The 22315-nt window shown below is 59.6% G+C and carries 20 protein-coding genes; 7 read left to right on the plus strand and 13 right to left on the minus strand.

All coding sequences use genetic code 11. The features are described from left to right. Positions 1-11: 11 nt before the first annotated feature. Entirely contained in the window at positions 12-2402 is a 2391-nt protein-coding gene (gene lon, locus FVE67_RS01810; RefSeq protein WP_168718968.1) for an endopeptidase La, read from the minus strand. Then, a complete protein-coding gene (locus FVE67_RS01815) occupies positions 2399-2701 on the minus strand; it encodes a DUF2250 domain-containing protein (RefSeq protein WP_168718969.1) in 303 nt (100 codons plus the stop codon). The genes lon and FVE67_RS01815 overlap by 4 nt, the downstream gene beginning before the upstream one ends. 77 nt (positions 2702-2778) lie before the next feature. Here FVE67_RS01815 and FVE67_RS01820 point away from each other — a divergent pair, with 77 nt between their 5' ends. The 3 genes from FVE67_RS01820 (at position 2779) to FVE67_RS01830 (ending at position 5314) form a co-directional block, all read left to right on the plus strand. Next, positions 2779-3159, plus strand: a complete 381-nt coding sequence (locus FVE67_RS01820) for a Rho termination factor N-terminal domain-containing protein (RefSeq protein ID WP_168718970.1) — start codon at positions 2779-2781, stop codon at positions 3157-3159. A gap of 309 nt (positions 3160-3468) precedes the next feature. After that, positions 3469-4362, plus strand: coding sequence for a phosphoribosylaminoimidazolesuccinocarboxamide synthase (locus FVE67_RS01825; protein WP_168718971.1), 894 nt, complete (start codon positions 3469-3471; stop codon positions 4360-4362). 43 nt (positions 4363-4405) lie between these two features. Beyond that, positions 4406-5314: a ParB/RepB/Spo0J family partition protein gene (locus tag FVE67_RS01830; protein ID WP_168718972.1), complete on the plus strand. Its 909-nt coding sequence runs from the start codon at positions 4406-4408 to the stop codon at positions 5312-5314. Here the strand turns inward: FVE67_RS01830 and holA are convergent. Then, positions 5226-6350 carry a DNA polymerase III subunit delta gene (gene holA, locus FVE67_RS01835; protein WP_168718973.1) on the minus strand — a complete coding sequence of 375 codons (1125 nt, stop codon included), beginning with the start codon at positions 6348-6350 and terminating at the stop codon, positions 5226-5228. The two genes, FVE67_RS01830 and holA, sit on opposite strands and share 89 nt — an antisense overlap. Before the next feature lie 81 nt (positions 6351-6431). Between holA and FVE67_RS01840 the strand changes: the two genes are divergently transcribed. Together FVE67_RS01840 and FVE67_RS01845 are read left to right on the plus strand one after the other, a co-directional pair. Beyond that, positions 6432-6770, plus strand: coding sequence for a DsrE family protein (locus FVE67_RS01840; protein WP_168718974.1), 339 nt, complete (start codon positions 6432-6434; stop codon positions 6768-6770). Between the two features lie 30 nt (positions 6771-6800). Further along, on the plus strand, positions 6801-7964 hold the full coding sequence (locus tag FVE67_RS01845) for a P-loop NTPase (protein WP_168718975.1): 1164 nt from the start codon (positions 6801-6803) through the stop codon (positions 7962-7964). Here the strand turns inward: FVE67_RS01845 and FVE67_RS01850 are convergent. The 7 genes from FVE67_RS01850 to FVE67_RS01880 form a co-directional block, all read right to left on the minus strand. Then, the gene (locus FVE67_RS01850) at positions 7954-9111 is read right to left on the minus strand and encodes a class I SAM-dependent rRNA methyltransferase (RefSeq protein WP_168718976.1); all 1158 of its coding nucleotides are present in this window, start codon (positions 9109-9111) and stop codon (positions 7954-7956) included. The genes FVE67_RS01845 and FVE67_RS01850 overlap by 11 nt on opposite strands. Continuing rightward, complete coding sequence (locus FVE67_RS01855) at positions 9090-10394, minus strand: cytochrome c3 family protein (RefSeq protein ID WP_168718977.1); 1305 nt, start codon at positions 10392-10394, stop codon at positions 9090-9092. The genes FVE67_RS01850 and FVE67_RS01855 overlap by 22 nt, the downstream gene beginning before the upstream one ends. Before the next feature lie 80 nt (positions 10395-10474). Beyond that, on the minus strand, positions 10475-11593 hold the full coding sequence (locus tag FVE67_RS01860; protein WP_168718978.1) for a spore photoproduct lyase family protein: 1119 nt from the start codon (positions 11591-11593) through the stop codon (positions 10475-10477). Beyond that, positions 11590-12489 (minus strand): Wzz/FepE/Etk N-terminal domain-containing protein, encoded by a 900-nt coding sequence (locus tag FVE67_RS01865; RefSeq protein ID WP_168718979.1) that lies wholly within the window; start codon positions 12487-12489, stop codon positions 11590-11592. The genes FVE67_RS01860 and FVE67_RS01865 overlap by 4 nt, the downstream gene beginning before the upstream one ends. Positions 12490-12501: 12 nt before the next feature. Further along, on the minus strand, positions 12502-13527 hold the full coding sequence (locus FVE67_RS01870; protein WP_168718980.1) for an aspartate-semialdehyde dehydrogenase: 1026 nt from the start codon (positions 13525-13527) through the stop codon (positions 12502-12504). Positions 13528-13603: 76 nt separating this feature from the next. Next, complete coding sequence (locus FVE67_RS01875; protein WP_168718981.1) at positions 13604-15346, minus strand: AMP-dependent synthetase/ligase; 1743 nt, start codon at positions 15344-15346, stop codon at positions 13604-13606. 1 nt (position 15347) lies between these two features. Next, a complete protein-coding gene (locus FVE67_RS01880; protein ID WP_168718982.1) occupies positions 15348-16622 on the minus strand; it encodes an OmpP1/FadL family transporter in 1275 nt (424 codons plus the stop codon). 171 nt (positions 16623-16793) lie between these two features. Between FVE67_RS01880 and FVE67_RS01885 the strand changes: the two genes are divergently transcribed. Next, positions 16794-17210 carry a Fur family transcriptional regulator gene (locus FVE67_RS01885; RefSeq protein ID WP_168718983.1) on the plus strand — a complete coding sequence of 139 codons (417 nt, stop codon included), beginning with the start codon at positions 16794-16796 and terminating at the stop codon, positions 17208-17210. Between the two features lie 114 nt (positions 17211-17324). Then, a complete protein-coding gene (locus FVE67_RS01890; protein WP_484600332.1) occupies positions 17325-17627 on the plus strand; it encodes an HU family DNA-binding protein in 303 nt (100 codons plus the stop codon). 31 nt (positions 17628-17658) lie between these two features. On the opposite strand, the gene FVE67_RS09525 is transcribed toward FVE67_RS01890, so the two are convergent. From FVE67_RS09525 to FVE67_RS01900, 3 genes are all read right to left on the minus strand, one after another. Next, positions 17659-20451, minus strand: coding sequence for a ChaN family lipoprotein (locus FVE67_RS09525; protein WP_343036320.1), 2793 nt, complete (start codon positions 20449-20451; stop codon positions 17659-17661). Positions 20452-20551: 100 nt separating this feature from the next. After that, complete coding sequence (locus FVE67_RS09325; protein WP_246167911.1) at positions 20552-21919, minus strand: cobyrinic acid a,c-diamide synthase CobB; 1368 nt, start codon at positions 21917-21919, stop codon at positions 20552-20554. Then, a complete protein-coding gene (locus FVE67_RS01900) occupies positions 21916-22311 on the minus strand; it encodes a hypothetical protein (RefSeq protein ID WP_168718986.1) in 396 nt (131 codons plus the stop codon). The genes FVE67_RS09325 and FVE67_RS01900 overlap by 4 nt, the downstream gene beginning before the upstream one ends. Positions 22312-22315: the final 4 nt, after the last annotated feature.

The raw sequence follows: 22315 nt of genomic DNA on the forward strand, positions 1-22315 counted from the left end.
ACCCGAAAAGGCTAGGCCCTCCTCCGGGCCCGGCGCGCCCGGAGGAGGGCAAGGGGGAGCACCTCATCCAGGTGTTTTACCGGAACGAATTCCAGCTTTCGCCGAAGCTCCGGGGGGATGTCCTCCAGATCCTTCAGGTTCTTCTCCGGAAGAAGGACCTTTTTGATCCCCTTGCGCAGGGCGGCCAGAGATTTCTCCTTAATGCCCCCCACGGGAAGAATCTTTCCGCGCAGGGTGATCTCCCCGGTCATGGCCACATCCTTGCGGACCGGCCGTTTGGAGAGGGCGGAGATCATGGCCACGGCCATGGTCACCCCCGCACTCGGCCCGTCCTTGGGAATGGCCCCGGAAGGGATGTGGATGTGTAAATCGTATTTTTCGTAAAATTTGGGGGGAATCCCCAGCTCCCGGGCCCGGGCCCGGATGTAAGAAAGGGCGGCCTGGGCACTTTCTTTCATGACCTCTCCCAGTTGTCCGGTGAGAATAAGATGGCCCTTGCCCTCCATGACCGTGACTTCAATATAAAGGACCTCCCCTCCGTAGGGGGTCCAGGCCAGGCCGGTGGCCACCCCGATTTCGTCTTCTTCCTGGCGGAGATCCTCCACATACTCCGGGGGCCCCAGGTATTTGTCCAGGTTGGCCGGGGTGATGCGAAAGGGTCCCTTCTCACCCTCGGCAATCCTGCGGGCCACCTTGCGGCAGAGGGCGGCCAATTTTCTTTCTAGCTCCCGCACCCCGGCCTCGGAGGTGTACTCCGAGATGACCTTGAAGATGGTGCGGTCGGAAAGCCGGAGATGATCCTCGGAAAGGCCGTGTTCCTTTAACTGGCGGGGCAGGAGATAGCGCCGGGCGATGACCAGTTTTTCCTCCGGGGTGTAGCCGGAAAGGTAGATGACCTCCATGCGATCGAGAAGGGCCGGAGGGATGGGGTCGGTCATGTTGGCCGTGGCGATGAATAAGACCCGGGAAAGATCAAAGGGCACCCCTAGATAATGGTCCACAAACTCCTTGTTCTGTTCGGGATCCAGGACCTCAAGGAGGGCTGCTGAGGGATCGCCCTGAAAGTCTGAGCAAAGTTTGTCCACCTCGTCGATCATGAAAACCGGGTTGTTGACCCCGGCTTGCTTGAGTCCCTGAATGATGCGGCCCGGCAGGGCCCCCACGTAAGTGCGCCGGTGTCCCCGGATCTCGGCCTCGTCCCGCACCCCGCCCAGGGAGACCCGCACGAACTTCCGCCCCAGGGCCCGGGCGATGGAACGCCCCAGGCTGGTCTTTCCCACCCCCGGAGGTCCTACAAAACAGAGAATAGGCCCCTTGGCCTGGGGATTGAGCTTCTTTACCGCCAGATACTCAAGAAGCCTTTCCTTGACCTTATCGAGGTCGTAATGGTCCTCGTCCAAAATGCGCTGGGCCTCCTTGAGGTCCAGGCGATCCCTGGTGCTCTTTTTCCAGGGAAGCTCTATGAGCCAATCCAGATAGGTACGGATGACCGTAGCCTCCGCCGTATCCGGATGCATCATCTCCAGGCGTGAGAGCTGTTTCAGGGCCTCCTTTTCCACCTCCTTGGGCATGCGGGCCTTTTTGATCTTCTCCCGCAGCTCTTCGATCTCCGCCTCCAGTTCATCGGTCTCCCCTAGCTCCCGCTTGATGGCCCGGAGTTGCTCCCGCAAAAAGTACTCCCGCTGGGAGCGGGCCATCTCCTCCTGGGCCTCGGTCTGGATCTTGGCCTGGAGGCTGGCGATCTCGAACTCCCGCTGAAGATAGCGATTGATCTTCTCCAGCCGGGGCAGACCATCGTAGGTCTCGAGAAGATCCTGGGCCTCGGAGATCCGGAAGCGCACGTGAGCGGCGATGAGGTCGGCCAGTTTTCCTGGCTCCTCCACCGAGGCCAGAAGGGCCGAAAGATCGGGATTGAGAAGGCCTCGCAGGGCCAGGACCTTTTCCGCGGTCTCTCGGGCCGAGCGCATAAGGGCCTCGGCGGCCACGGAAAGGGTCTCGGGCTCCTTTTCCCGTACCGGCTCAATGCGCACCTTGAAAAAGGGGTCGGTCTGGAGGAAGTCCCGGATCTCCACCCGGGCCAGGACCTGGACCAGGACCTTGAGACGATTCTCCGGGAGATTGAAGGTGCGGATGATGAGCCCCACCACCCCCACCCGGTAGAGCTTTTCCGGGGTGGGATCCTCCTCCATGGGGTCCTTCTGGGAGACCAAAACCAGAAGTTTCTCCCCGGAGAGGGCCTCGGAGACCGCGGCCAGACTCTTCTCCCGGCCTACAAAAAGGGGAATGACCATCCCGGGAAAAAGGACGATGTCCCGGATGGCCATGAGGGGCAGGACCTCCGGGACCTCGATGCTCTCCCCCTCTCGCAATTCCGGACTGACAAAGGACGCCTCTTCCATCATGGGCTCTCTTTCCTCCTTTCCTCAAAGAGCGCGCCTCGCAGAAAGATCCGCGCCGGGCGTGAAAGTTCATAATAAGTGTGGTTCATGTGTTTGGCCTTGCGCAACCCCTTCTTTTTAAGGAATCTTCCCTGGACCCTCTCCAGAAAGCCCAGGGCCTCCAGGCGCCTCAAGCGCCGCATGGTCTCGGCCAAATCCAGCCCCAATCTGCGGGAGAGGAACTTGGCGCAGTCCGGGGCCAGGGCGTAAAGGTCGCGGAGAATGCGCCAGTCCTCCTCCTCGAGAAGGCCCCAAGGGAGCATGGCCTAATTTTAACTACAATCTTGAAGCCCGGCCACAATTCGTTTATCTTCTGGGAAAAACTTCCGGGAGGAGTGTCATGGCCGAAGAGGTGAAGGAGGAGAGGCAAGCCGAGGCCCCAGAAGCCCAGGAGGGTGGTCTTCCCCCTCTTCCCAAAAAGCTCGAAAAGATGACCATCAAGGAGTTGCGGGAGCTGGCCCTCCAGATCCCGGAAATTACCGGGGTCCACGGCATGAACAAGGAGGAGCTTATTTCCGCCCTCAAGAAGGTCTACGGGATCGAGGAGGCCCCGCGCCGGGTAGGGGGGTCCATGCGAGAGCTCAAGGCCAAGATCCGGAAGTTCAAGGAATTGGCGGAAAAGGCCCGGGCGGAAAAGGACTGGGAGCGGTACGAACGTTATCGGCGGCTAGCCTCCCGTTTCAAAAAGCGCACCCGCAAGCTGGCCCGCGCCGCAGCCTAGGAGGCCGACTTGTGAGAGGGTCTGGTCTTTTTTTCCAAATAAGAGGCTATGAGTACCAGCAAAAGGGCCGAAATTCCGATCAGGATATAAGCTTCAATCATTCTTCTTCTCCCTCAAAAAATAAAGGCCCAGGGAGGCCAAAAGCAAATAAAGAAAGCAACAGGTTAAAAGAACGGCCCACTTCGGCTTTTCCTAAACCAGAGGCTGAACAATACCGGTTAAGGCCACTGCCAGAGCTAGGTTTAAGAGGTGCTTTCCCAATTCACCAATTCATACTCCATAATTCCATTATGTTTAGGTAGAATAGTCATGTCAACCGCCCTCTATAAAACGGATTTCCAGGATCTTCCTCTGGCCTCCCGGGGCAAGGTCCGGGATATTTACGACCTGGGAGACCGGCTCCTCATCGTGGCCACCGACCGCATTTCGGCCTTCGATGTGGTCCTTCCCACCCCCATTCCCGACAAGGGGCGTATCCTCACCCAGATGTCTCTTTTTTGGTTTGATTTCCTGAAAGAAATAGTTCCTAACCACCTCCTTACCGCGGATCCGGAAGAATTCCCGGAAATCTTAAAGCCTTATCGGGAGATCCTGGCCGGACGCAGCATGCTGGTACGCAAGGCCCGGGTGCTTCCGGTGGAGTGCATCGTGCGGGGTTACCTCACCGGCTCGGCCCTGAAGGAATACCAGGAGACCGGCCGGGTCTGTGGCCTCCCCCTCCCCCCGGGTCTGCGCGAGGCCGACCGGCTCCCGGAGCCCCTCTTTACCCCTTCCACCAAGGCCGAGCAGGGAGAACACGATGTGAACATTACCTTTGAGGAATGCGCCCGGATCATCGGCGAAGACTTGGCCCAAAAAGTTAAAGAGATCTCCCTTTTCCTCTACCGGAAGGCGGCGGAATACGCCGAAGGCCGGGGGATCATCATTGCGGACACCAAATTCGAATTCGGGCTGGTGGACGGAGAGCTTATCCTAGTGGACGAGGTCCTGACCCCCGATTCTTCCCGTTTCTGGCCTAAAGAAGAGTACGAGCCCGGGCGTCCGCAAAAAAGCTTTGACAAGCAATTTATCCGGGACTGGCTTAAGGAGATCGGTTGGGACCAAAGACCCCCGGCCCCGGAAATCCCGCCAGAGATCGTAGAAAAGACCCGGGAAAGATACCTGGAAGCCCTACGACGCCTTACCGGAAAGACCCTGGAATAAAGGCCTTCCCTCCCCAGGAACTCAAGTGCTAAAAAATAAGGCCATGGAACTCTTGCAAGTTAAGCTTTCGGAAATCGATCTTTCCTCCCGAACCTTCGTCTTTTCTTTTCCTCCCCGGGGGGATCTCCTTCGGGAAAGCCTCCGGCGGGTGGGGCTCATCGAGCCCCCGGTGATAACCGAACATGAAGGGCGATTTCTTCCGGTGGCGGGCGAAGGGCGCCTCCTGGCCCTGAGGGACCTGGGGGCGGAAAGGGCCCCGGTTCTTTTAGCCCGAGGACTTTCCCCTCTCAAGGCCCAGGAGCAGGCCCTGGAGAGCAACCTCTTTCGGGACCTCAATCCCGTAGAAAAGGCCGAGGCCCTGGCCCGATTTTCCCGCTATCTTTCCCCGGAGGAGGCTGCAAGCAAGGTCCTCCCGCGTCTCGGCTTTTCCGCCGAGGCCCGGTGGTACTTTCTCCTTCTGCGGCTTTCCGAGGCCCCGCGGGAGTTAAAGGAAGCCGTGGCCCAACGAGGGCTCCCCCTCAAGGTGGCCGAACGCCTCCTGCGCTTTCCCCCGGAAGCCCTGGTCCGGACCCTGGGCCTTCTGGAAAGGCTGAGGTTTACGGTCTCCGAGGCCCGGGAGGTGACCGAAGGGCTGCTTGATCTCTCTCGAAAAGAGGATCGGCCTCTTACGGAATTGCTGGAAGAATTTGAGGCCTTTTCTTCCAGGGACGCCTTCCTAAAGGCCTTTCGGGGAAGGTTGAGACCCCATCTTTTCCGCAGGGAAGAAGAGACTCGCCGACTGCGAGAGGCCCTGCTTTCTCAAGGAGCCCGACTGGAAAGCCCTCCAGCCTTTGAAAGGGACGAACACCACCTGATAATCCCCTTCAAGGACCGGAGCGAGCTTTCCCGAAGACTCCGGCGCCTGGCCGACTTTCTGGAAAAGGAGTCCCGGGCCGCAGGCGATAGAGGGTGAGGAAGAACTGGAAAAAGGCCCTTTCCGGGGCCTGAAAATCACGCTTTATGGCCAGATCCAGGGCATAAAGGGCGGAAAAGGCCGCGGGGAAGAACTCGCGAGGAAGCTTTCGGGCCAGGGCGCGCATCCGAAAGAGGGCGTAGGGGTGCACCCGAAGGACCCGGGGAGGGTGTTCCCAGCGATCACGCACCGCCTTTTCCAGTCTCTGGCGAAAATCTTCGTACCGTCGAAGGGCACCGAGCTCCGGGACTTCCTGGGCCAAAAAATTCAGGAGCCAGAGCCGCTTGAAGTAGGCGGCCAGATGTCCCAAAATAAGGACCGGAGATTCTCCTCGATCAAGAAGCCTCCTTAAAAGCCTCCGGGCGTCCTCCGGGCCCTTGAGAAGGGCCGTTTCGGCCAGCCGAAAGATCTCCGCCTCCTCGGGAGGGACCACCACCGCCTCCACGTCCTCGCGCTCAATGGTCTTGCGCCCCGCGGTATAAAGGAGGAGTTTCTCCAGTTCCTGGCGGAAATGGAGATAATCCTCGCCCACCAGGGCCAGGAAGTATTCCGCGGTGGCCCGGTCCATGTGTCGGCCCTCGGCCGAAAGTCTTTCGCTCAAAAGATCCAGAAAACGCCCCGGACCCTTCCGGAGGACCAAGGGGACCACGGCCCCGATCTCGTCAGCCAGCCGGTAAAGGGGAGCCTCCTCCGAAAGCTCCCGGGCCTGAAGGACCAGGGTGACCAGTCCCGAAGAAAGGGCCTCTCGCAGACGGGGGATCTCCTTTTCGGGAAACCTTTCTCCGCCCTCAACCCAGAGGACCTTTCGGGGACCAAAAAGGGTCCCCGAGGAAAGGGCCTCCCAGAAGGCCTCCAGAGGGGCCTCGGAAAGGTCCAACTTTTCCAGCGGGGCCTCCGGAGAGAGGATCTCCAGGAGGGGAGCGGCCTTTTCCCGGGCCTCGGCCGCCTCCCCGCAAAAGAGATAAAGCGGAGCCACGCGACCCTTCCGGGCCAACTCCAGGAGCCGCCGAAGGTGGGGACCGGCAAAAACGGGCATGTCTCCATTTTACTTTCCCGGTTGCCCACGGGCCAGATCGTGATTAAATACCTTGGCGGAATCTCGCAACGGAGGGAGGCCATGGAATACCGTCTGGTCCTGCATGTTCCGGAATCCCAGCGCTTTGAGGTGGCCCTCAAGGTGGCCCGTAATTTCGTAAAGGCCATGGCCGGAGAGCCCCACACGGCCAGAATCCTGGTCAACGCCGAGGGCATCACCATCCTCAAGCGTTTCTCCGAGGTGGAAGACCTTTATCGGGAGGCCCGTAAGGAGGGCGTGGAGGTCTATTTCTGCGAAAATGCTATGCGGGCCTTTGATATTCCTCGCGAGCTCCTTCCCGAAGGGGCCCGGACCGTGCCCGCAGGGATCAAGGCCCTGGTGGAGTGGCAAAATCAGGGAATGGCCTACGTTAGAGCCTAAAAAGCCTAAAAATTCTTAAGGGAGGCAGGAATGGCCGAAAGGCAGACCAAAAGTGTCCTTTTGGATCAGCAAGATCGCCGGGTGCGGGAGCAACTCTCGCGCATCCGGCACAAGATCATGGTCATGTCCGGTAAAGGCGGCGTGGGTAAAAGCACCGTGGCCGTAAATCTGGCCGTGGGCCTTTCCTTACAGGACTTCATGGTGGGGCTTCTCGATGTGGACCTTCACGGCCCCAATATCCCTAAAATGCTGGGGATCCGGAAGGAGAAACTCCCCCGGCGGCCGGACGGGCGCCTGGGGGCCATCGTCTATTCTCCCAATCTCAAGGTCCTTTCCATCGAACCCCTCCTTCCCAAAGAGGACACGGCGGTCATCTGGCGCGGGCCCCTCAAGATCTCGGCCATCAAACAGTTCATCGGAGACATCGATTGGGGGAAACTTGACTATCTGGTCATCGACGCCCCGCCGGGCACCGGGGACGAACCCCTTACCGTGGCCAAGACCATTCCCGACGCCTACGCCCTGGTGGTAACCACTCCCCAGGAGGTCTCCCTTATTGACGTCCAGAAATCCATCAACTTCTGCCGCAAGGTAAAGATGCGCATCCTGGGGCTGGTAGAAAACCTGAGCGGTTTCATCTGTCCCCACTGCGGAAAGGAACTGGATATCTTCAAGCGGGGAGGCGGGGAGCGGCTGGCCGAGGAGCTGGGCATCCGCTTTCTGGGACGCATCCCGGTGGATCCCCGGGTGGTGGCCGCCGGAGATGCCGGAAAGCCAGTCGTGGGGGCCTATCCGGAGTCGGTCACGGCCCGGGCCTTCGAGGAGTTGGTGCGCAACGTGGTAGCGGCCACGGAGGAGATGTGGCGGGAGGTGGAGGAAGGGCGCTACATGCGGGTGGCCGTTCCTCTGGAGGGAGCTCGGGTGGCCCGGGACCCAGCGGCGGCCGATCTTTTTGCGGTCTATGATGTGGAGGGAGGAAAGATCCGGGTCAAAGACGTGATCAAGCGTCCGGAAGACCAGGATCTCGAGGCCTTCCTGAAGGAGCAGGTGGCCACCCATCTTCTGACCCCGGAGGTCTCTCCGGAATGGAGACAGCGCCTGGAAGAGGCCCGTATCCGGGTGGTCACCGGGGGCTCTCCCGAAATGGGGCCGGATACCCTGATGCAGGACTTCTTGGCGGGAATCATCCGCTAACAAAAGTAAAGCCCTTGAGATAAAGGGTTTCGGGATGGGCCGGGTTTTCCGGATGATCTGGGGCCTGGAAGTGGCGGAAAAGGAGCCTCAAAGGCCGTCCGCGAGCCGCCCGCCGGACCAGGGAAAGAAGGTCTTCGGCGGAAAGAAAGCGTGAACAGGAAGAGGTAAAGAAAAACCCTTCCCGCAGGGCCGAAAGGGCCAGGCGGTTTACCTCGGCGTATTTGCGGCGGCCGGCCTCCCGGGCCCTTTCGCTCTTGATGAAGGCCGGAGGGTCCAGGATCACCAGTTGGGCATCCGGGGCCTCCCGCAGAAATTCCTCTACCCGACCCTGGATAGGGAAAAAGCGCTGGCTATAGCCGTTCAGACGGGCATTTTCTTCGGCCAGGGCCAGGGCCTCGGCCGAACGCTCCACGGCAAAGACCCTTCGGGCCCCGCCGGAAAGGGCGTAAAGGCCGAAGGCCCCGGTATAGGCAAAAAGGTCCAGCACCACCAGATCTCGGGAAAGGCGCGCGATAAAGCGCCGGTTTTCCCGCTGATCCAGGAAAAAACCTGTCTTCTGGCCTCGCAGGGGGTCTACCAGGAAACGCAAGCCGTCCAGGCGCACTTCTAACGGTCCGGAAAGCCTTCCGTAAGCCACCTCGGTATAAAGAGAAAGGCCCTCTTCCTTGCGCACCGGAAGGTCGTTGCGCAGGATCACCGCCTCCGGGGCCAGCACTTCCTTCAGAGCCCAGAGGACCTCCTCCCGCACCCGCTCCATACCCGCGGTAGAGATCTGGACCACCGCCGCCCGGCCGTAAACATCCACCGTAAGGCCCGGAAGGCCGTCCCCTTCGGCGTGAACCAGTCGGAAGGCCTCCTCTCCGGCATAGAGCCTCTGCCGGAGGGCCAGAGCCCGGCGCAGGGCCCCGGAGAGAAAATGCCGGTCAAGGGGATGGTCCTCGCGGCTATAAATCCTTACCGGGATGCGGCTTTGGGGGTTGAAATAGCCCCGGGCGAGGAAAAAGCCCTCCGGAGAAAGGAGGCGCACCTCTTCGCCTGGCCCTATCTCCGGGACCTTCAGGAGGTCGCGCCGGGTAAGCCAGAGCCTTCCGGAGGCCACCCGGCGGGCCGCCTCGGCCCGCACCCTTATTTCCGGGGGTTTTCCCATAGCCCGAAGTCCCTCAGGATCCGGAGGGCCCGTAGGGTGTCTCCGGGACCGATGGTATGCGGGGTGACCGGAAGCTCCCGGGCCCCCTGCGGATGCCAGTCCTCAAGGCGAATCTCCTCTTCGGCGTCCACCCAGGAGAGGTGGAGATCGAGAAGAGGCCGCACCGGGCTTATCCTTCCCCGAGCATCCCGGCCCAGGGTCACCTCCTCATACCTTCGACGCTTAAGGGTGAGAAACCACACCCCTCGCCGGGCCTTCCCGGAGAGTTTGTCCGTGGTAAAGGGTCTCGGGGTCTTTCCGGAAAAGAATTCCCGGAAAAGGGCCTCGATCTCCGCATCCTCCTGCACCCAGAGCTCCTGCCATTCCTCCCAGTCCGGGTTTTCGTAAAGGGTAAAATAGAGGCCCTCGTCCCGGGCCATCCACACCGCGTGACAGCTCTCGCAGCGCACCCGTTGAAGGACCTTTGGGGTATGGAAGGGCTTGCGTCCCCGGACCTTCTCGTGGCAGGAAAGGCAGGTCTTCCCCGGGCCGGACTCCATGAGCTCCCGGCGGCCGTGGCAGTCTGTGCAGGAAAGGCCCCTTTGCGCGTGAAGGTCCGGGGTCATCTCGTGAAACTCGATCCCCCAGGGCCGGGCCGGAAATTGGCCTTCCACCAAAGGGGTGCGGAAGGCGTGGGGTAGATCGTGGGCGAAAAAGCCGTAGTAGTCCCAGCCCACCCGGTTTCCGTAATGGCAGTGGAGGCAATTGCGGGGGGAGGGTTTCTGGAAGCGGTGGTCCGCAAGCTTTCCTCCGGCATAAAGGAGATGGCAGGCCGCACAGCCCGTGCCCCTTCGGGCCTCGGAATAGGCCTCCCCGGAGGAAAAGAGATGGCACTTGAGACAGCGCCGGCGCAAAAGGTCGTAAAGGAGATCGGCCCGGGAGCGCACCGAAGAGGGCTCCGGAAGCTCTTGGAGATCTTTCACCGGAGGAAGACCAAAGGCCGAAAGGACCGTGTTCAGGGCCGGGGCCAGGGTGTAGTGCGGGGCCCGGCGGAGAGCGGAAAGCTCCCGGGCGTGGCACCTTCCACAGGCCCTCTCCCAGTTTCGGGGATGGGCCGGACGGGCGATCAACCCCTGGTGGGCCTCTTTTTCCTTGGAAGATCTCGGGTCTCCGGCATGACACTTCTCGCAGGAAAAGGCGTGCTTGGAGTCGAGCTTTACCGGATGGCAATCTTTACAGGTGGCCTGCCCCGAAGCCACCCAAAGGAAGACCCAAAATATCACCAGCAGAACGACTTTCCTCATGGCCGAGGCCCATAATATCATGAAATTCTGGCCCCGGGGCCTGCTTCTTACGGAAAATCTCCCTCCCGGATCGGAGAAGACTAGAGGCCACAGACCCGGCGGGCGGCCTCATCGAGCATGGAAGAAAGCCCTCCCTTTTCAGCCGGGTGGAAGCCGAAGGCCTCCTGCCAGACCTCCGGACTTTCCATACAGAGATAGACGCAAACCTCCGGGGCGTGTTCCCGGATGCGCCGGTAAAGGAGCCGGAAGATCCCCGTGCGCAGCGGCCGAAAGTAACGGCGTTTCCCGTCAAGCCCGGTGATAAATTCCCCGCATAAAATGCGTGTTTCCGGAAAGCGCTCTTCGGCGATCTCCTTGAGGTCCGGGATAAAGCGCAGGGCCCCCAGGCTGATCCAGACGATGCGCTCGGCGGGTACAGCCTCAAAGATCCGGTCCACCACGGAAAGGTAGGCCTCCGGGGCCTCGGGAAAAAGGATCAGGGGATCGAAGTGAAAGGCCACGGAAAAGCCTCGGCGGGCGGCCTGCGCCGCGGAAGCAAGCCTTGCGGAAAGGGAGGCCGCCCCTCGCTCCTCCTCCCGGCTCATCCTTTCGGTGTTTAAAGACCAGGCCAGGATGATCCGGGGGTTTGCGGGAAGGCGGGAAAGCCCCTCCTCGGAAAGGGCCACCTTGGTCTTGAACTCCAGCACCGCCGGGGCTTCTATTTCCACAAACCTTCGGGCAAGCTCCTCGGCCACTCCGCAGAGGGGCTCCAGGGCCAGGCTGTCGGCAAACTCCCCGGTGCCCAGACGCAATAGGCGGACCCTCAGGCGGGCCTCCCGGAGAGCCGCCTCCAGCTCCGGCCAGCCCTCCTCCCAGAGATTGGCCCAGAGCTTGAGCCCCGGCCGGTTAAAGTAGGCCTGAAGGATGCAGTAGGAGCAGTCAAGAGGGCAACCCTCCCCGAAATGGAAGATTCGGTAGCCGCAGCAAAGATAGCGGAGGGTCCCGGGGCAGGGACGGAAAAAGCGCCCGGAATACCGGAGAAGGAAGAGCCGGCGCTTGCCCCAATCCAGAAGCTCCGGCCAGGGCCGAAAAGGAAAGGGATATTCCTTGTAGGAGGGGATGACCCTTACGGGAAGGCCCTGGGCCTCGGCCCGCCGGAGGACCTCCTCCGAGAGTCTCCGGCCGAGGGCCCTCTCCTCTACCAGGATCTCCTGGATCACCGAATACTCTTCTCCCGGGCCTCCTCCTGGTATCTCCTCCGGGCCTCTTCCCACCACTCCCTAAAAAAAGCCAAGAAGACCCCCACGAAGAGTCCTGAGACCCCGGCCACGGCCAGAATCAGGGCCCGTTTGGGTTTGGCCGGCCGGCGAGGAAGGGCCCCGGAGACCACCAACTCCGCTCCGGAAATAAGCTCCCGCTGGGCCTTAATGATCTCTAACTGCTGCTTGAGGTCCAGGATAAAGCCCTCAAGATCCAGGGGATTAAATCCCAAAAGCCGCAATTTACCCTTCTGTATTTCGGAAAGGATATAGTTTTTGAGGTGTTCCAGACTGGCCAATCTAGAGGAGATGGCATGTTCTTTCTGATCCAGAGTCTGCTCCCAGACCCGAATCTTTTCCCGCAGATAAGGATTTTCATTGATAAAGGCCACTAACTGCGTAGAAATTTTGGGAAGAAGTTCCCGGTTCCGGGTTTCAATAGACACCTTAAGAAGATTTTCCGATTTTCGAAGAGTCTGCGGGGATATTTCCACAATCTCCCGGGCTTCATCTTCCTTTATTTTCAAAAAACGCGCCAATCTATTATAATCGTGCTCTTTCAGTAAATTTTCCAAAGAAAGAACAATCTCTTTAGCCTCGTTGGCAGAAAGAAGAGGCATATTATTGAGAGGCATATTATTGAGAGGCAATTTGATGAGAACCGTCTGGCGATAAACCGGGGGGCTCAGGAAGGCGTAGAGGGCGGCGGCAAGGACGAAAATCAGGAAGGTAAAAACCACCACCCCTTTCCGCCGCCAGAGGACCAGAAAGAGTTCGTAAAGATCTATCTCATCTTCCGCGGTATAAAAGGGCCCTGCTGCCGGGCAGACCGGAGTCTCCCGTTTCTCCTCGGCCATCTTTTCACCCCCCTAAAGATACTCCCGGGCCAGGATTTCAGCGATCTGCACGGCGTTGGTGGCCGCCCCCTTGCGCAAATTGTCCGCCACAATCCAGAGATTGAGCCCGCATTCTACAGATTCGTCCTCCCGGATGCGTCCTACAAAGACTTCGTCGCGGCCGGCCACTTCTATCTGCAAGGGATAGACCCGATTTTCCGGATCGTCCCGCACCACCACCCCGGGAAAATTCGAAAGAAGCTCCCGGGCCTTCTCCGGAGTGATCTTGCGCTCGGTCTCCAGGTTCACCGCCTCCGCGTGCCCGTAAAAGACCGGAACCCGCACGCAGGTGGCCGTAACCCGGATGGAGTCGTCCTCCATGATCTTCCGGGTCTCGTTGACCATCTTCATTTCCTCGCGGGTGTAGGCGTTTTCCAGAAAGACATCAATATGGGGCACGCAGTTGAAGGCGATCTGGTGGGCGATGACCTGGGCGGGAGGGAGCTCCTCCCCGGCGCACCAGGCCCGGGTCTGGGCGGAAAGCTCCTCGATGGCCTTCTGTCCGGCCCCGGAGACCGCCTGATAGGTGGCCACCACGATCCGCTTTATGCGTCCATAATCGTGAAGCGGTTTCAGGGGAACCACCATCTGGATGGTAGAACAATTGGGATTGGCAATGATGCCCTTGTTTTTGTAGCCGGCCACGGCGTGGGGATTGACCTCCGGGACCACCAGGGGCACCTCCGGGTCCATGCGCCAGGCGCTGGAATTATCCACCACCACCGCCCCGTCGGCGGCAAATCGCGGGGCGTATTCCAGACTGCGGGAGCCCCCGGCGGAAAAAAGGGCGATATCGATCCCGGAAAAGCTCCGGGTCTCCGAAAGGACCTCCACCGGGATTTCCTCCCCTCGGAATGGAAGTTTCAGCCCCCGGGAGCGTTCCGAGGCAAAAAGCCGCAGGTTTTTCACCGGAAAGTTCCGCTCCTCCAGGACCCGGATCATCATCCGCCCCACAGCCCCGGTGGCCCCCACCACGGCCACATTGAATTCCCTGGCCATAGTCCTCCTCCCGGAAAATCTTTCGGTCCGCATAATCCTATTGCAGGGCCTGGGAGCGGTCAAGCAAGGAAAAAGTTTATTTCTGAAGCTCGGCGATAAGTTTGGGAACCACCAGATGGCGCTTAATCTTGCGGGTGGAGGTCTTGGGAAATTCCTCTTCCCGAAGGAGAAAACGTTTGACCCTTTTGTAATCCGCCAGAGGGGCCATCCGGGCTTTGACCTCCCGGGAAATCAAAGCCTCTACGTCCTTTTCCGAGAGGTGCCGTCCATGAAAATCTCGCTCTATGGCCTCGTAGTCTGGAACGATGACCGCCCAGACCTCTTCTCCTCCTTCTCGGGGAAAACCAAAGACCATACTCTCCAGGATATAAGGGCTCTTGTCCAGCTCGGCCTCGATTTCTTCGGGATAGACGTTTTTCCCGGCCGGGGTCACGATGAGATTTTTGGCCCGTCCACACACATAGATATAGCCTTCCTCATCCACATACCCCAGGTCTCCGGTGCGCAGGAAACCCTCCTCGTCAAAGGCCGCCCGGGTGGCCTCCGGATTCTCAAAATAACCCTTCATGACCATAGGGCCCCGGAAACAGAGCTCTCCCACCCCCTGGGAATCGGGATCCCGCACCTTGACCTCCACCCCGGGAAGCGGAAGCCCCACGCTTTCGTCTTTAGGGGCCTCCGGAGGATTTACCGCCAAGACCGGACTGGCCTCCGTAAGACCGTAACCCTGGAAAAGTTTGATTCCCAGGCGACGAAAGGCCCGGGGAAGGTGCGGAGGAAGAGGGGCTCCTCCGGAGACAAAAAAGCGCAAGTGGGAAAGTCCGGCCTTTTCCCGCAGGCCCCGGAAGAGAAGCCGGCCGGCGGTCTCCTCCTTTCCCCATCTCTCCGCCGCCCCACTGACCCGAAGGAGGGCCTGGAAAAGGGTCCTCCGAGGCAAAGAGGCCTTTCTTACGGCCCGCTCCAGTCCCTCGTAGAGTTTCTGAAAAAGGAGAGGAACGCCCAGCATGATGGTGGCCTTAGAGGCCCGAAGATCCGCCAGTATGTCCCGACTTTTGAGACTGCGGGCAAAGGTAATGTGGGCCCCGGAGTAAAGGGGGAGGAGAAAGCCTCCCGTACATTCAAAGGTGTGATGCAGAGGAAGTACGGAGAGAAAACGATCGTTTTCGTCCACCGGAAGACTCCGATAACAGGCCACCACGTCGGAGACGAGGTTGCGGTGGGTGAGCATTACCCCCTTGGCCCGCCCCGTAGTTCCAGAAGTGTAAATAAGGACCGCCAACTCTTCGGGATCTGGAAAAAGGGGCTCCCGGGGCCTTTTTCGGCCTTTTTCCAGAAGCTCCGGGAGATCGAGAAGCTTGGAAGATCTTTCCGGAAGGGACTCCAGAGCGATGATCTTTCTAAAGTGTGGCCGTTCTTCTTCGATCTCGAGCACGGTTTCCAGAAATCGCCGGGCCACGAAGATAAAACGGACCCGGGCCTCCTCGAAGATATGCCGGAATTCGTAAGGCTTAAGGAGGGAATCTATCGGCACACATACCCCTCCGGCGGCCAGAATGGCCAGATAGGCCTGGGCCCATTCCGGAGAATTCGGCCCCAGGAGGGCACACTTTTCTCCCCGGGAGAATCCCAGAGCCCGAAGCCCGGAGGCCAAAAGGCGCACCCGCTCTCCCAGCTCGGCGTAGGTCAGGTGCTGGTAAGTCCCCTCCCGAAAGATGGAAAGGGCCGGCCGGGGGCCAAAGTCTTTTACCGCACGGAAAAAGACTTCCGGGATGGACCCCTGCCCTCGATCCGGCCTGAAAGCCCTTAAGGCGCGCTTCATCCTAAAACCGATAACCCAGATCAAAGGCCAGGATATGGGCTGAGCCCTCGTAGGTACCCGAAAGTCCGGAACGGTTAGCCTCCGGGGAGGTCCCGGGCTTGGAGTCTTCCATCATCAGGTAAGTGTAGGCGAGGTCAAGAGAAAGGGCCCCTTGGCGATAACCCAGGCCTAAATTGAAGAGGTGCCGATCATTGGTAGGAAGCTCCGGGCCCCGGTAGCGATCGTCGATGGGCGAGGGATCAAAGACGTATCCGAAGCGCAGGGTCCAGGCCTCATTCAGGGCGTATTCCGCCCCGAAACGCACGGCCCAGACATCGTCCCAGTCCTTGGGCTGAGAGACCGTCCCCGGGTCCCCGGCAGGATCTCCGGGCCGGTGCTCGTACTTGAACTTCAACTCCTCGTAAGTGCTCCAGCCGGTCCAGAGGAGGTCCAGACTCAAGGTCCAGCGAGAAAAATAGTGGGTGGTCACCCCCAGGGCCAGGGTGTCCGGAAGATCCAGAAAGACCTCTCCCTCTCCCGGACGAAAAAGGAAGCCTGCGGGAACCGGCCCTGAAACGGGCACCGGCACCTGGGTTCCGGCCGTGTTGTAGTATTTGGCATCGCCTTCCAGATCCAGGGCAATCTGAGAGCGATAGGTGAGCCCTAGGGTGGTGTGGGGAAACAGGCGATAGGTCAGGGCCACCACAAAGCCCCCGTCCCAGTCGTCTCCGGTGAGCTTGGTGGTTACATCCGTCCCCGAGGTGGTGGGAGCTACGGATTTGCGCATTTCTGCGTCGGCATAGACCACCTGGGCCCCCAGACCTAGCGAAAGCCGGTCCGAAAGCTTCACCGCCACCGAAGGGGTAAAGAAGTAACACCGAAGGCGGGTGTAGACCGCATCATAACGTCCTGCCCAGTCTCCGGGCCAGTCAGTAGTAAGCCCGTAGGGCACATTGAAGGAAAAATTGAGGGTGAACCGTTCCTGTAGCGGATAGCTCGCATAAAAGAAAGGCAAGGGGTGAAGCATCTCGGTCATTTCGTAGTCCTTTCCGGCCCGTTGGTCGAACTCCACCGAGGGATAAACCAGGGCCAGCCCGGCCAGGGCCTCCGGCACCTCCAAGAAACTGGTGGCCGAAGGATTGTACCAAGCGGCCTCCACCAGATCAGTCCGGGCGGTGACCGCGGCCCCAAGCCCCATCACCCGGGCAGAACCCTCATTGAGAAGCTGAAACCCCGCGGAAAAGACCTGACTAACCCCCAAAAAGAAGGCCCACATTGCCCAGAGCCAAATTCGCATAATTTTCCTCCTGCCAGAGTTTTTACCCTCATACCCAAAGGACTCTTTTTTGACAAGCCTTTCTAGCCTTTCTCCGCCCCCCTCTTTAGAAGATCAGAAATTTACCTCTTCCTCTTGACAGAGACTTTAAATTTTTTATTCTTTGAAGAAACTTCTTAAAAGAGGTTAAAGATGATCTCTAAGGAAAAGATCGAAGAAATTCGGCACCTGGGCCTTAAGATCACTCCTCAGCGTTTGGCCATCCTGGAATATCTGGAAGGGAACCTCTCCCACCCCACCGCGGAAGACATCTATCGTCACGTGCAGAAGAACTTTCCCAGCATTTCCTTTGCCACGGTCTATAACACCCTGGAGGCCTTAAAGGAAAAGGGCCTGGTGCGCGAACTCTATGTGGAGGGCACCAAGAAGCGCTTCGACCCCAACCCTCGTCCCCATCACCACTTCTACTGTACCTCCTGCGGAAGCATTCTGGATGTTCACGAAGAAATACCCCTAAAAATTCCCCAAAAATTACAAAAAAAGGCGGTAATAGAAGAATATACCATACTTTTTACCGGTACCTGCTCAAAGTGCCTGCACAAGTCCTAAAGTAAATCCTGGAAAGGATCTTTAGAGATTTTTGGAAATAATCCCTTCTATCTCAAAACCTCTTGACTTTTCTTGAGGCCTTATCTAAAAGAGAGACAGGGTCCCTAAAAACCAATATTTGTAAGGAGGTCGGGAATGAATAAGGCAGAATTGGTATCCAAGATGGCGGCCCTTTCCGGCTTGACCAAGGCCAACGCGGAAAAGGCCCTGAATGCCTTCATGGAGGCCGTCACCGAGGCCTTGAAAAAGGACGACAAGGTTACTTTGGTGGGCTTTGGAACTTTCATGGTTACCAAACGGGCGGCCCGGAAAGGGCGTAATCCCAGGACCGGCCAGGAGATCAAGATCCCGGCCCGCAAGGTGGTGAAGTTCAAGCCCGGAAGCAATCTGGAAGCGGCGGTAGGCAAGAAAAAGTAGGCTAATCCGGCGGGGGCCAGGCCCCCGCCGCTTAAAATTTCACCTTTATCTCTTTTTGTTGTGGGCCTCGGCGAAGAAGAAGCGTAAGTTCGTCTCCCTGTTCCTTAAAGGTTAGGATAAGCCTCAGATCGGATACGGTGGAAAGCTTTTCCCCGTCGGCGGCCAGGAGATAATCTCCGGCCTTAAGTCCGTACTTTTCGGCCACCGTCCCCTTTTCCACCCGCACCACCTTGAGTCCCTGAGCGGTCTCCTCTAGCCAGACCCCGAGCCTTGCAGAGAAGGGAGGGGAAACCGGCTCCGGATAGAGGACAAAGTCCGCGTATCCCGGACGCAGACGGTCCCGGGAGGCCAACACCAAAGAGACCACGGAAGAGAGGCCCCGTCGCCGGAGGCGGGAGGGGATACCGTAGCCGAAGGCTACGTGCCCCTTTCCGCAGAGGATGACCATCTGATAGTCCGGACGCTCTTTGAGCCACCTCCAGGCGGTCTCGGCCATGGTCTCGTCCCAGAGGACCTGGGCCTGGTAGAAGTTCTCGAACCGGGGAAAATCCCGGAAGCTTTCCCGGTGGTCCTGATAGATCTTCCAGAGAAAGGCCCGGTAGGCCTCCTGGTCGAGATCCATCTGGGGAAGCCCCCCTTTTTCTTCCACACTCAGGGCGGAAAGCCCCTTCCGGGAGACCTTCTTCACCAACTCCGAAGGGGCGTTGAGGGCCACCACCGGAAGACCCTCCTTGCGGGCATAAAGAAGAAGGGGCCGGTAAAGTTTCCAGTCAAAGCGCCAGCGTTTGAAATATTCCGTCCGGCGCAAGAGGGTCCTTTCGTCGATACGGCCTGCCAGAAAATCGTCCAGGGCCTTTTGGAAGGGCCGCTGGAACATCTCTAGCCCCAGGGCCACCCGATGTCCCTGTTCCACCAGGGCCTGGATAAGGCGCAGTTGGGTCAGATGGTGTTCGTAGCGGTCGTGTTCCTCTCCCACCAGGATCACCCGATAAAGGGCCACCCGTCGCAGGATCTCCTCAAAGGGGAGAAGATCCCTTACCGGAAGACCGGTTACCTCTGCCTGAAGGTCCAGATGTAAACCCTTGCGCCCCTCTGAAAGATGGGCTTCCACCACCCGGCCATCCCGCACGAAAAGGCGGTCGCTTCGCCAGTAATGTTCGAGCTTGGCGGCCAGAGTCTGCACCTCCTCCTTTCGGCTGGTTTTCAACCAGACCAGCACCCGGCGGGGACGGGCCGGATTCTTGATCACCCGCAGGTAAAGCCCCTCGGCCGGGGTCTTTTCCGGTATGGCAAAGGCCAAGCCGGAGGGCTTGAGACCCATGAGGACTAGATTTTCCGGACCCAGGGGAAACTTCTGGTCTTCCCGGGGAAAGACCTGATAGCCCAGATGCCGAAAGAAGTGGATGAGCGGCTGATAGAGGGGCCAGTCCTCCCGAGGAAGGTAGACTCGCCCCGGGGCGCTCCAGAGGAGCCCCAGATGCGGAGGAATCTCGTATTCTGCAAGCTTGCGCCAGAGGCGGTATTCCGGATCCACCAGAACCTCCTCGGGGCGGTGCTCCAGCTCCAGGGTGAGCACCTTCTTGGGGCCGGAAAGTTCCACGTAGAAGGTCTTGGCGAAGTCCGGGCCCCGGACCACTACCGGTACCCGGAGATGATAAAAAGGAGGTTCCTGATAGAGGGTGAGCCCCAGATGGTAACGCCCCTCTTTCTCCCACAGGAAGTTCCGCGTAATTCCCAGACGGGGCTTGCCCCGGCGAAAGACCCATTCTTCGAAAAAGCCCGAAAGATCCTCCCCGGCCCATTTGGAAAAGAGGGCCGCCAGATCCCGCCAGGAGACCTCCTGAAAGACGCGGGTCTGAGCCAGCTCTTTAAGGGCCCCGGAGAAGGCCTCCTCCCCCAAGCGCTGGACCAGCATATAAAAGACGTAGGCCCCCTTGCCGTATCCCAGGGCCTGGGTGCAGCGGTCCTTCCGTCCCTGAAATTGGGCCAGAGGAAAGGGATCTTCCCCCTGACACCAGCTCTCGTGGGCCAGTTGCAGATTTTTACGATAAGCAAGCCCGCGCCCCTTCTTTTCCGCCTGGTGCCAGTCGGCCAGATAGGTAACCAGACCCTCCGTCCAGTTAGATTCCGCCGGAAAGACCCCACAGCCGAACCACTGGTGGAGTATCTCGTGGGGAAGGGAAACCTCCGGAATGAAAGGCAGACGCAGGACCCGACTTCCCAGAAGAATCATGGTCGGATAGGCCTCGCCCACCTCCTCCGGGACCTCCACCATGGAAAGCCGGCGGTAGGGATAAGGGCCAAGGAGCCTTTGATATTCCGCCAGCACCTCTAAGGCCCGATCGAGATAGGTACGGGCCAGATCCGGATCCGGAGAAAGGAGATAAAGGGAGACGATCCGGGAACCCCACTTGCGATAGTAATATTCGTAACGGCCGAAAATAAGGGGGGCCGCAGGGACGGGATGCCCGAGGACAAAGCGATAGGATCGGGAGCGCCCCCGAGAACGGGCCTCGATCTTTTCGGCGGCGGTCACCGCTCGAAAACCCTGGGGAAGGGTCAGGTGGAGATCATAAGAGGCCAGGCCCTCGGGGGCCGGAAACCAGGGGGGAAGAAGCACCCCGGCCCGTTCTCGAACCACCCCCTTCAGGGCCGAAAGCGAGGCCCGGAAATGGATCTCTAGGGTCTCGGTGCGCCCCACGGTAAGGACCCGGAAGCGGTCCTTTTCAATTTCGGGCCGGATGGGCCTTCCTCCGAGAAGCACCCTCCCCAGGACCATCCCTCCGGTGCGCACCCAGACCACCTTGCCCCGGGGAAGCTCCATCCGCACCCGGCCGGAAAGGGTCCGGGACCGGGGATCCAGGGAAAGGTCGGCCCAGACCCGGGGATACTCTAAAACCTTCCTGCCGGAGGCCGTCCCCCCCTCAGGAAAGCCGGCCAGAAAAAAGAGTAGAAGCCAGACGAGAACGCACCACTTCCTCCAGGGCCCCGAAGTGGAAATGGATATAGCTTGCCAGAACCGAGCCCTTAGAGACCCCGAAGGTGACCACCTCGTTTCCTTCCGCATCGCGCACCTCTAAACCGGAAAGCCCGCCGTTTAGGACCCTACTATAACGGAATTCATGACCCCGGGCCAGCGTGCCTTCGGAAAAGAAGGGGTTGGCCTCCCTGATCCGGACCTCCCGATAGCCCAGGGCCCGCAGTCCCTTCTCCAGGCGGGCCACCCCGGGCAAAAACCCCACCAGGGGAAATCTTCGGCCCTCCACCTCCAGGCCCTCGAGCAGGAACATGAAGCCCCCGCATTCGGCCAGGACCGGAAGCCCGGCTTCAAGCCTCCTTTTGAGGTCCGCGCAAAAGGCCCGCCGAGCCGCAAGCCTTTCCGCATAAAGTTCGGGATAGCCTCCTCCGAGATAAAGGGCCTCGGCCTCCTCCGGAAAGGGGTCCCGCAGAGGGGAAAAATAGAGGACCTCCGCCCCGGCCTCGACCAGGAGATCCAGATTTTCCTGATAATAGAAGGAAAAAGCCTCGTCCCGGGCCACGGCCAGCCGAAAGCGGGGCCGGGGGAGGCTTTCCGGAAGGTCCTCCTGAGGGACCCTGGCCTTTGCGGCAAGAGAAAGGAGCCCCTCCAGATCCACGTACCTTTCGAGCCTTTCCGCCCAGACCTCCAGCCTTTCCGAAAGGGGAAGCTCTGCCGCCTGGACGAGGCCCAGGTGACGGGAAGGGAGCTTAAAGTCTTCCTCCCGGGGCACAGCGCCCAGAACCGTAAAGCCTTCGGCCTCCAAGAGCTTCCTTAAAAGATTTTCATGCCGCAGGCTGCCCACCTGGTTGAGGATTACCCCCGCCAGAGAGATTCGGGGGTCGTAGGCGGCCAGTCCCTTCACCAGGGCCGCGGCGGTGGCCGCAAAACCCCGGACGGGAAGCACCAGGACCACCGGAAGCCCCAGGGCCCGGGCCACCTCGGCGGTGGACCCCCGGGCACTCCCCCCCACCCCGTCGTAAAGCCCCATGACCCCCTCTACCACCGCCACCCGCGCCCCCCGAAGCCCCCGGGCCCAGCTTCGCCGAAGGGCTCTGCCCGGAGTCATCCAGGGGTCCAGGTTGTAACAGGGGCGCCCGGCCGCCGCCGCGAGATAGGCGGGATCAATATAGTCCGGCCCCACCTTGTAAGGGGCTACGGAAAGGCCCCGCCGCACCAGGGCCCGAATGAGGGCACAGGTAAGGACGGTCTTCCCCCCTCCACTCCAGGGGGCGGCCACCAATAATCCTCGGGGGTTTTTTTCGACTTGACTCATAAAACTCTCAAAGGTAATAAATAAAAATATGAAAATTTTTCCAGTCTTAAAGTTCTGGTTTTTTCTTTTAATGGTTCTATTAGGAGGTCTGTGGGGAGGGGTGGTTCAGGCGCAGGATTCCCTCCGTCTCTGTGGCAGGATCCTCGGAGTTTCCCGAGGAAAGCTGATTTTCGAGGTCCAGAGTGAATCTTGCCCCGGACGACATTATCTTCTCCCCCCTTCCCGCAAGGCCCTGGAGGCCCTGCTTTCCCAAAAAGGAGAGAAGCGATGTTTCCTGGTGCAAGAAAGTACCTGCCAGGAGGAACTGCACCTTTTCCTTCCTGGGCGCTAAGGCTTTCTCTTTTACTTTTCTTCTTCCTCTGGGGCCTTTCCCCCCTCCGAGCGGCGAACATGGAA

Origin of the sequence: Thermosulfurimonas marina, from assembly GCF_012317585.1 — a bacterium.
GTDB lineage: Bacteria > Desulfobacterota > Thermodesulfobacteria > Thermodesulfobacteriales > Thermodesulfobacteriaceae > Thermosulfurimonas_A > Thermosulfurimonas_A marina.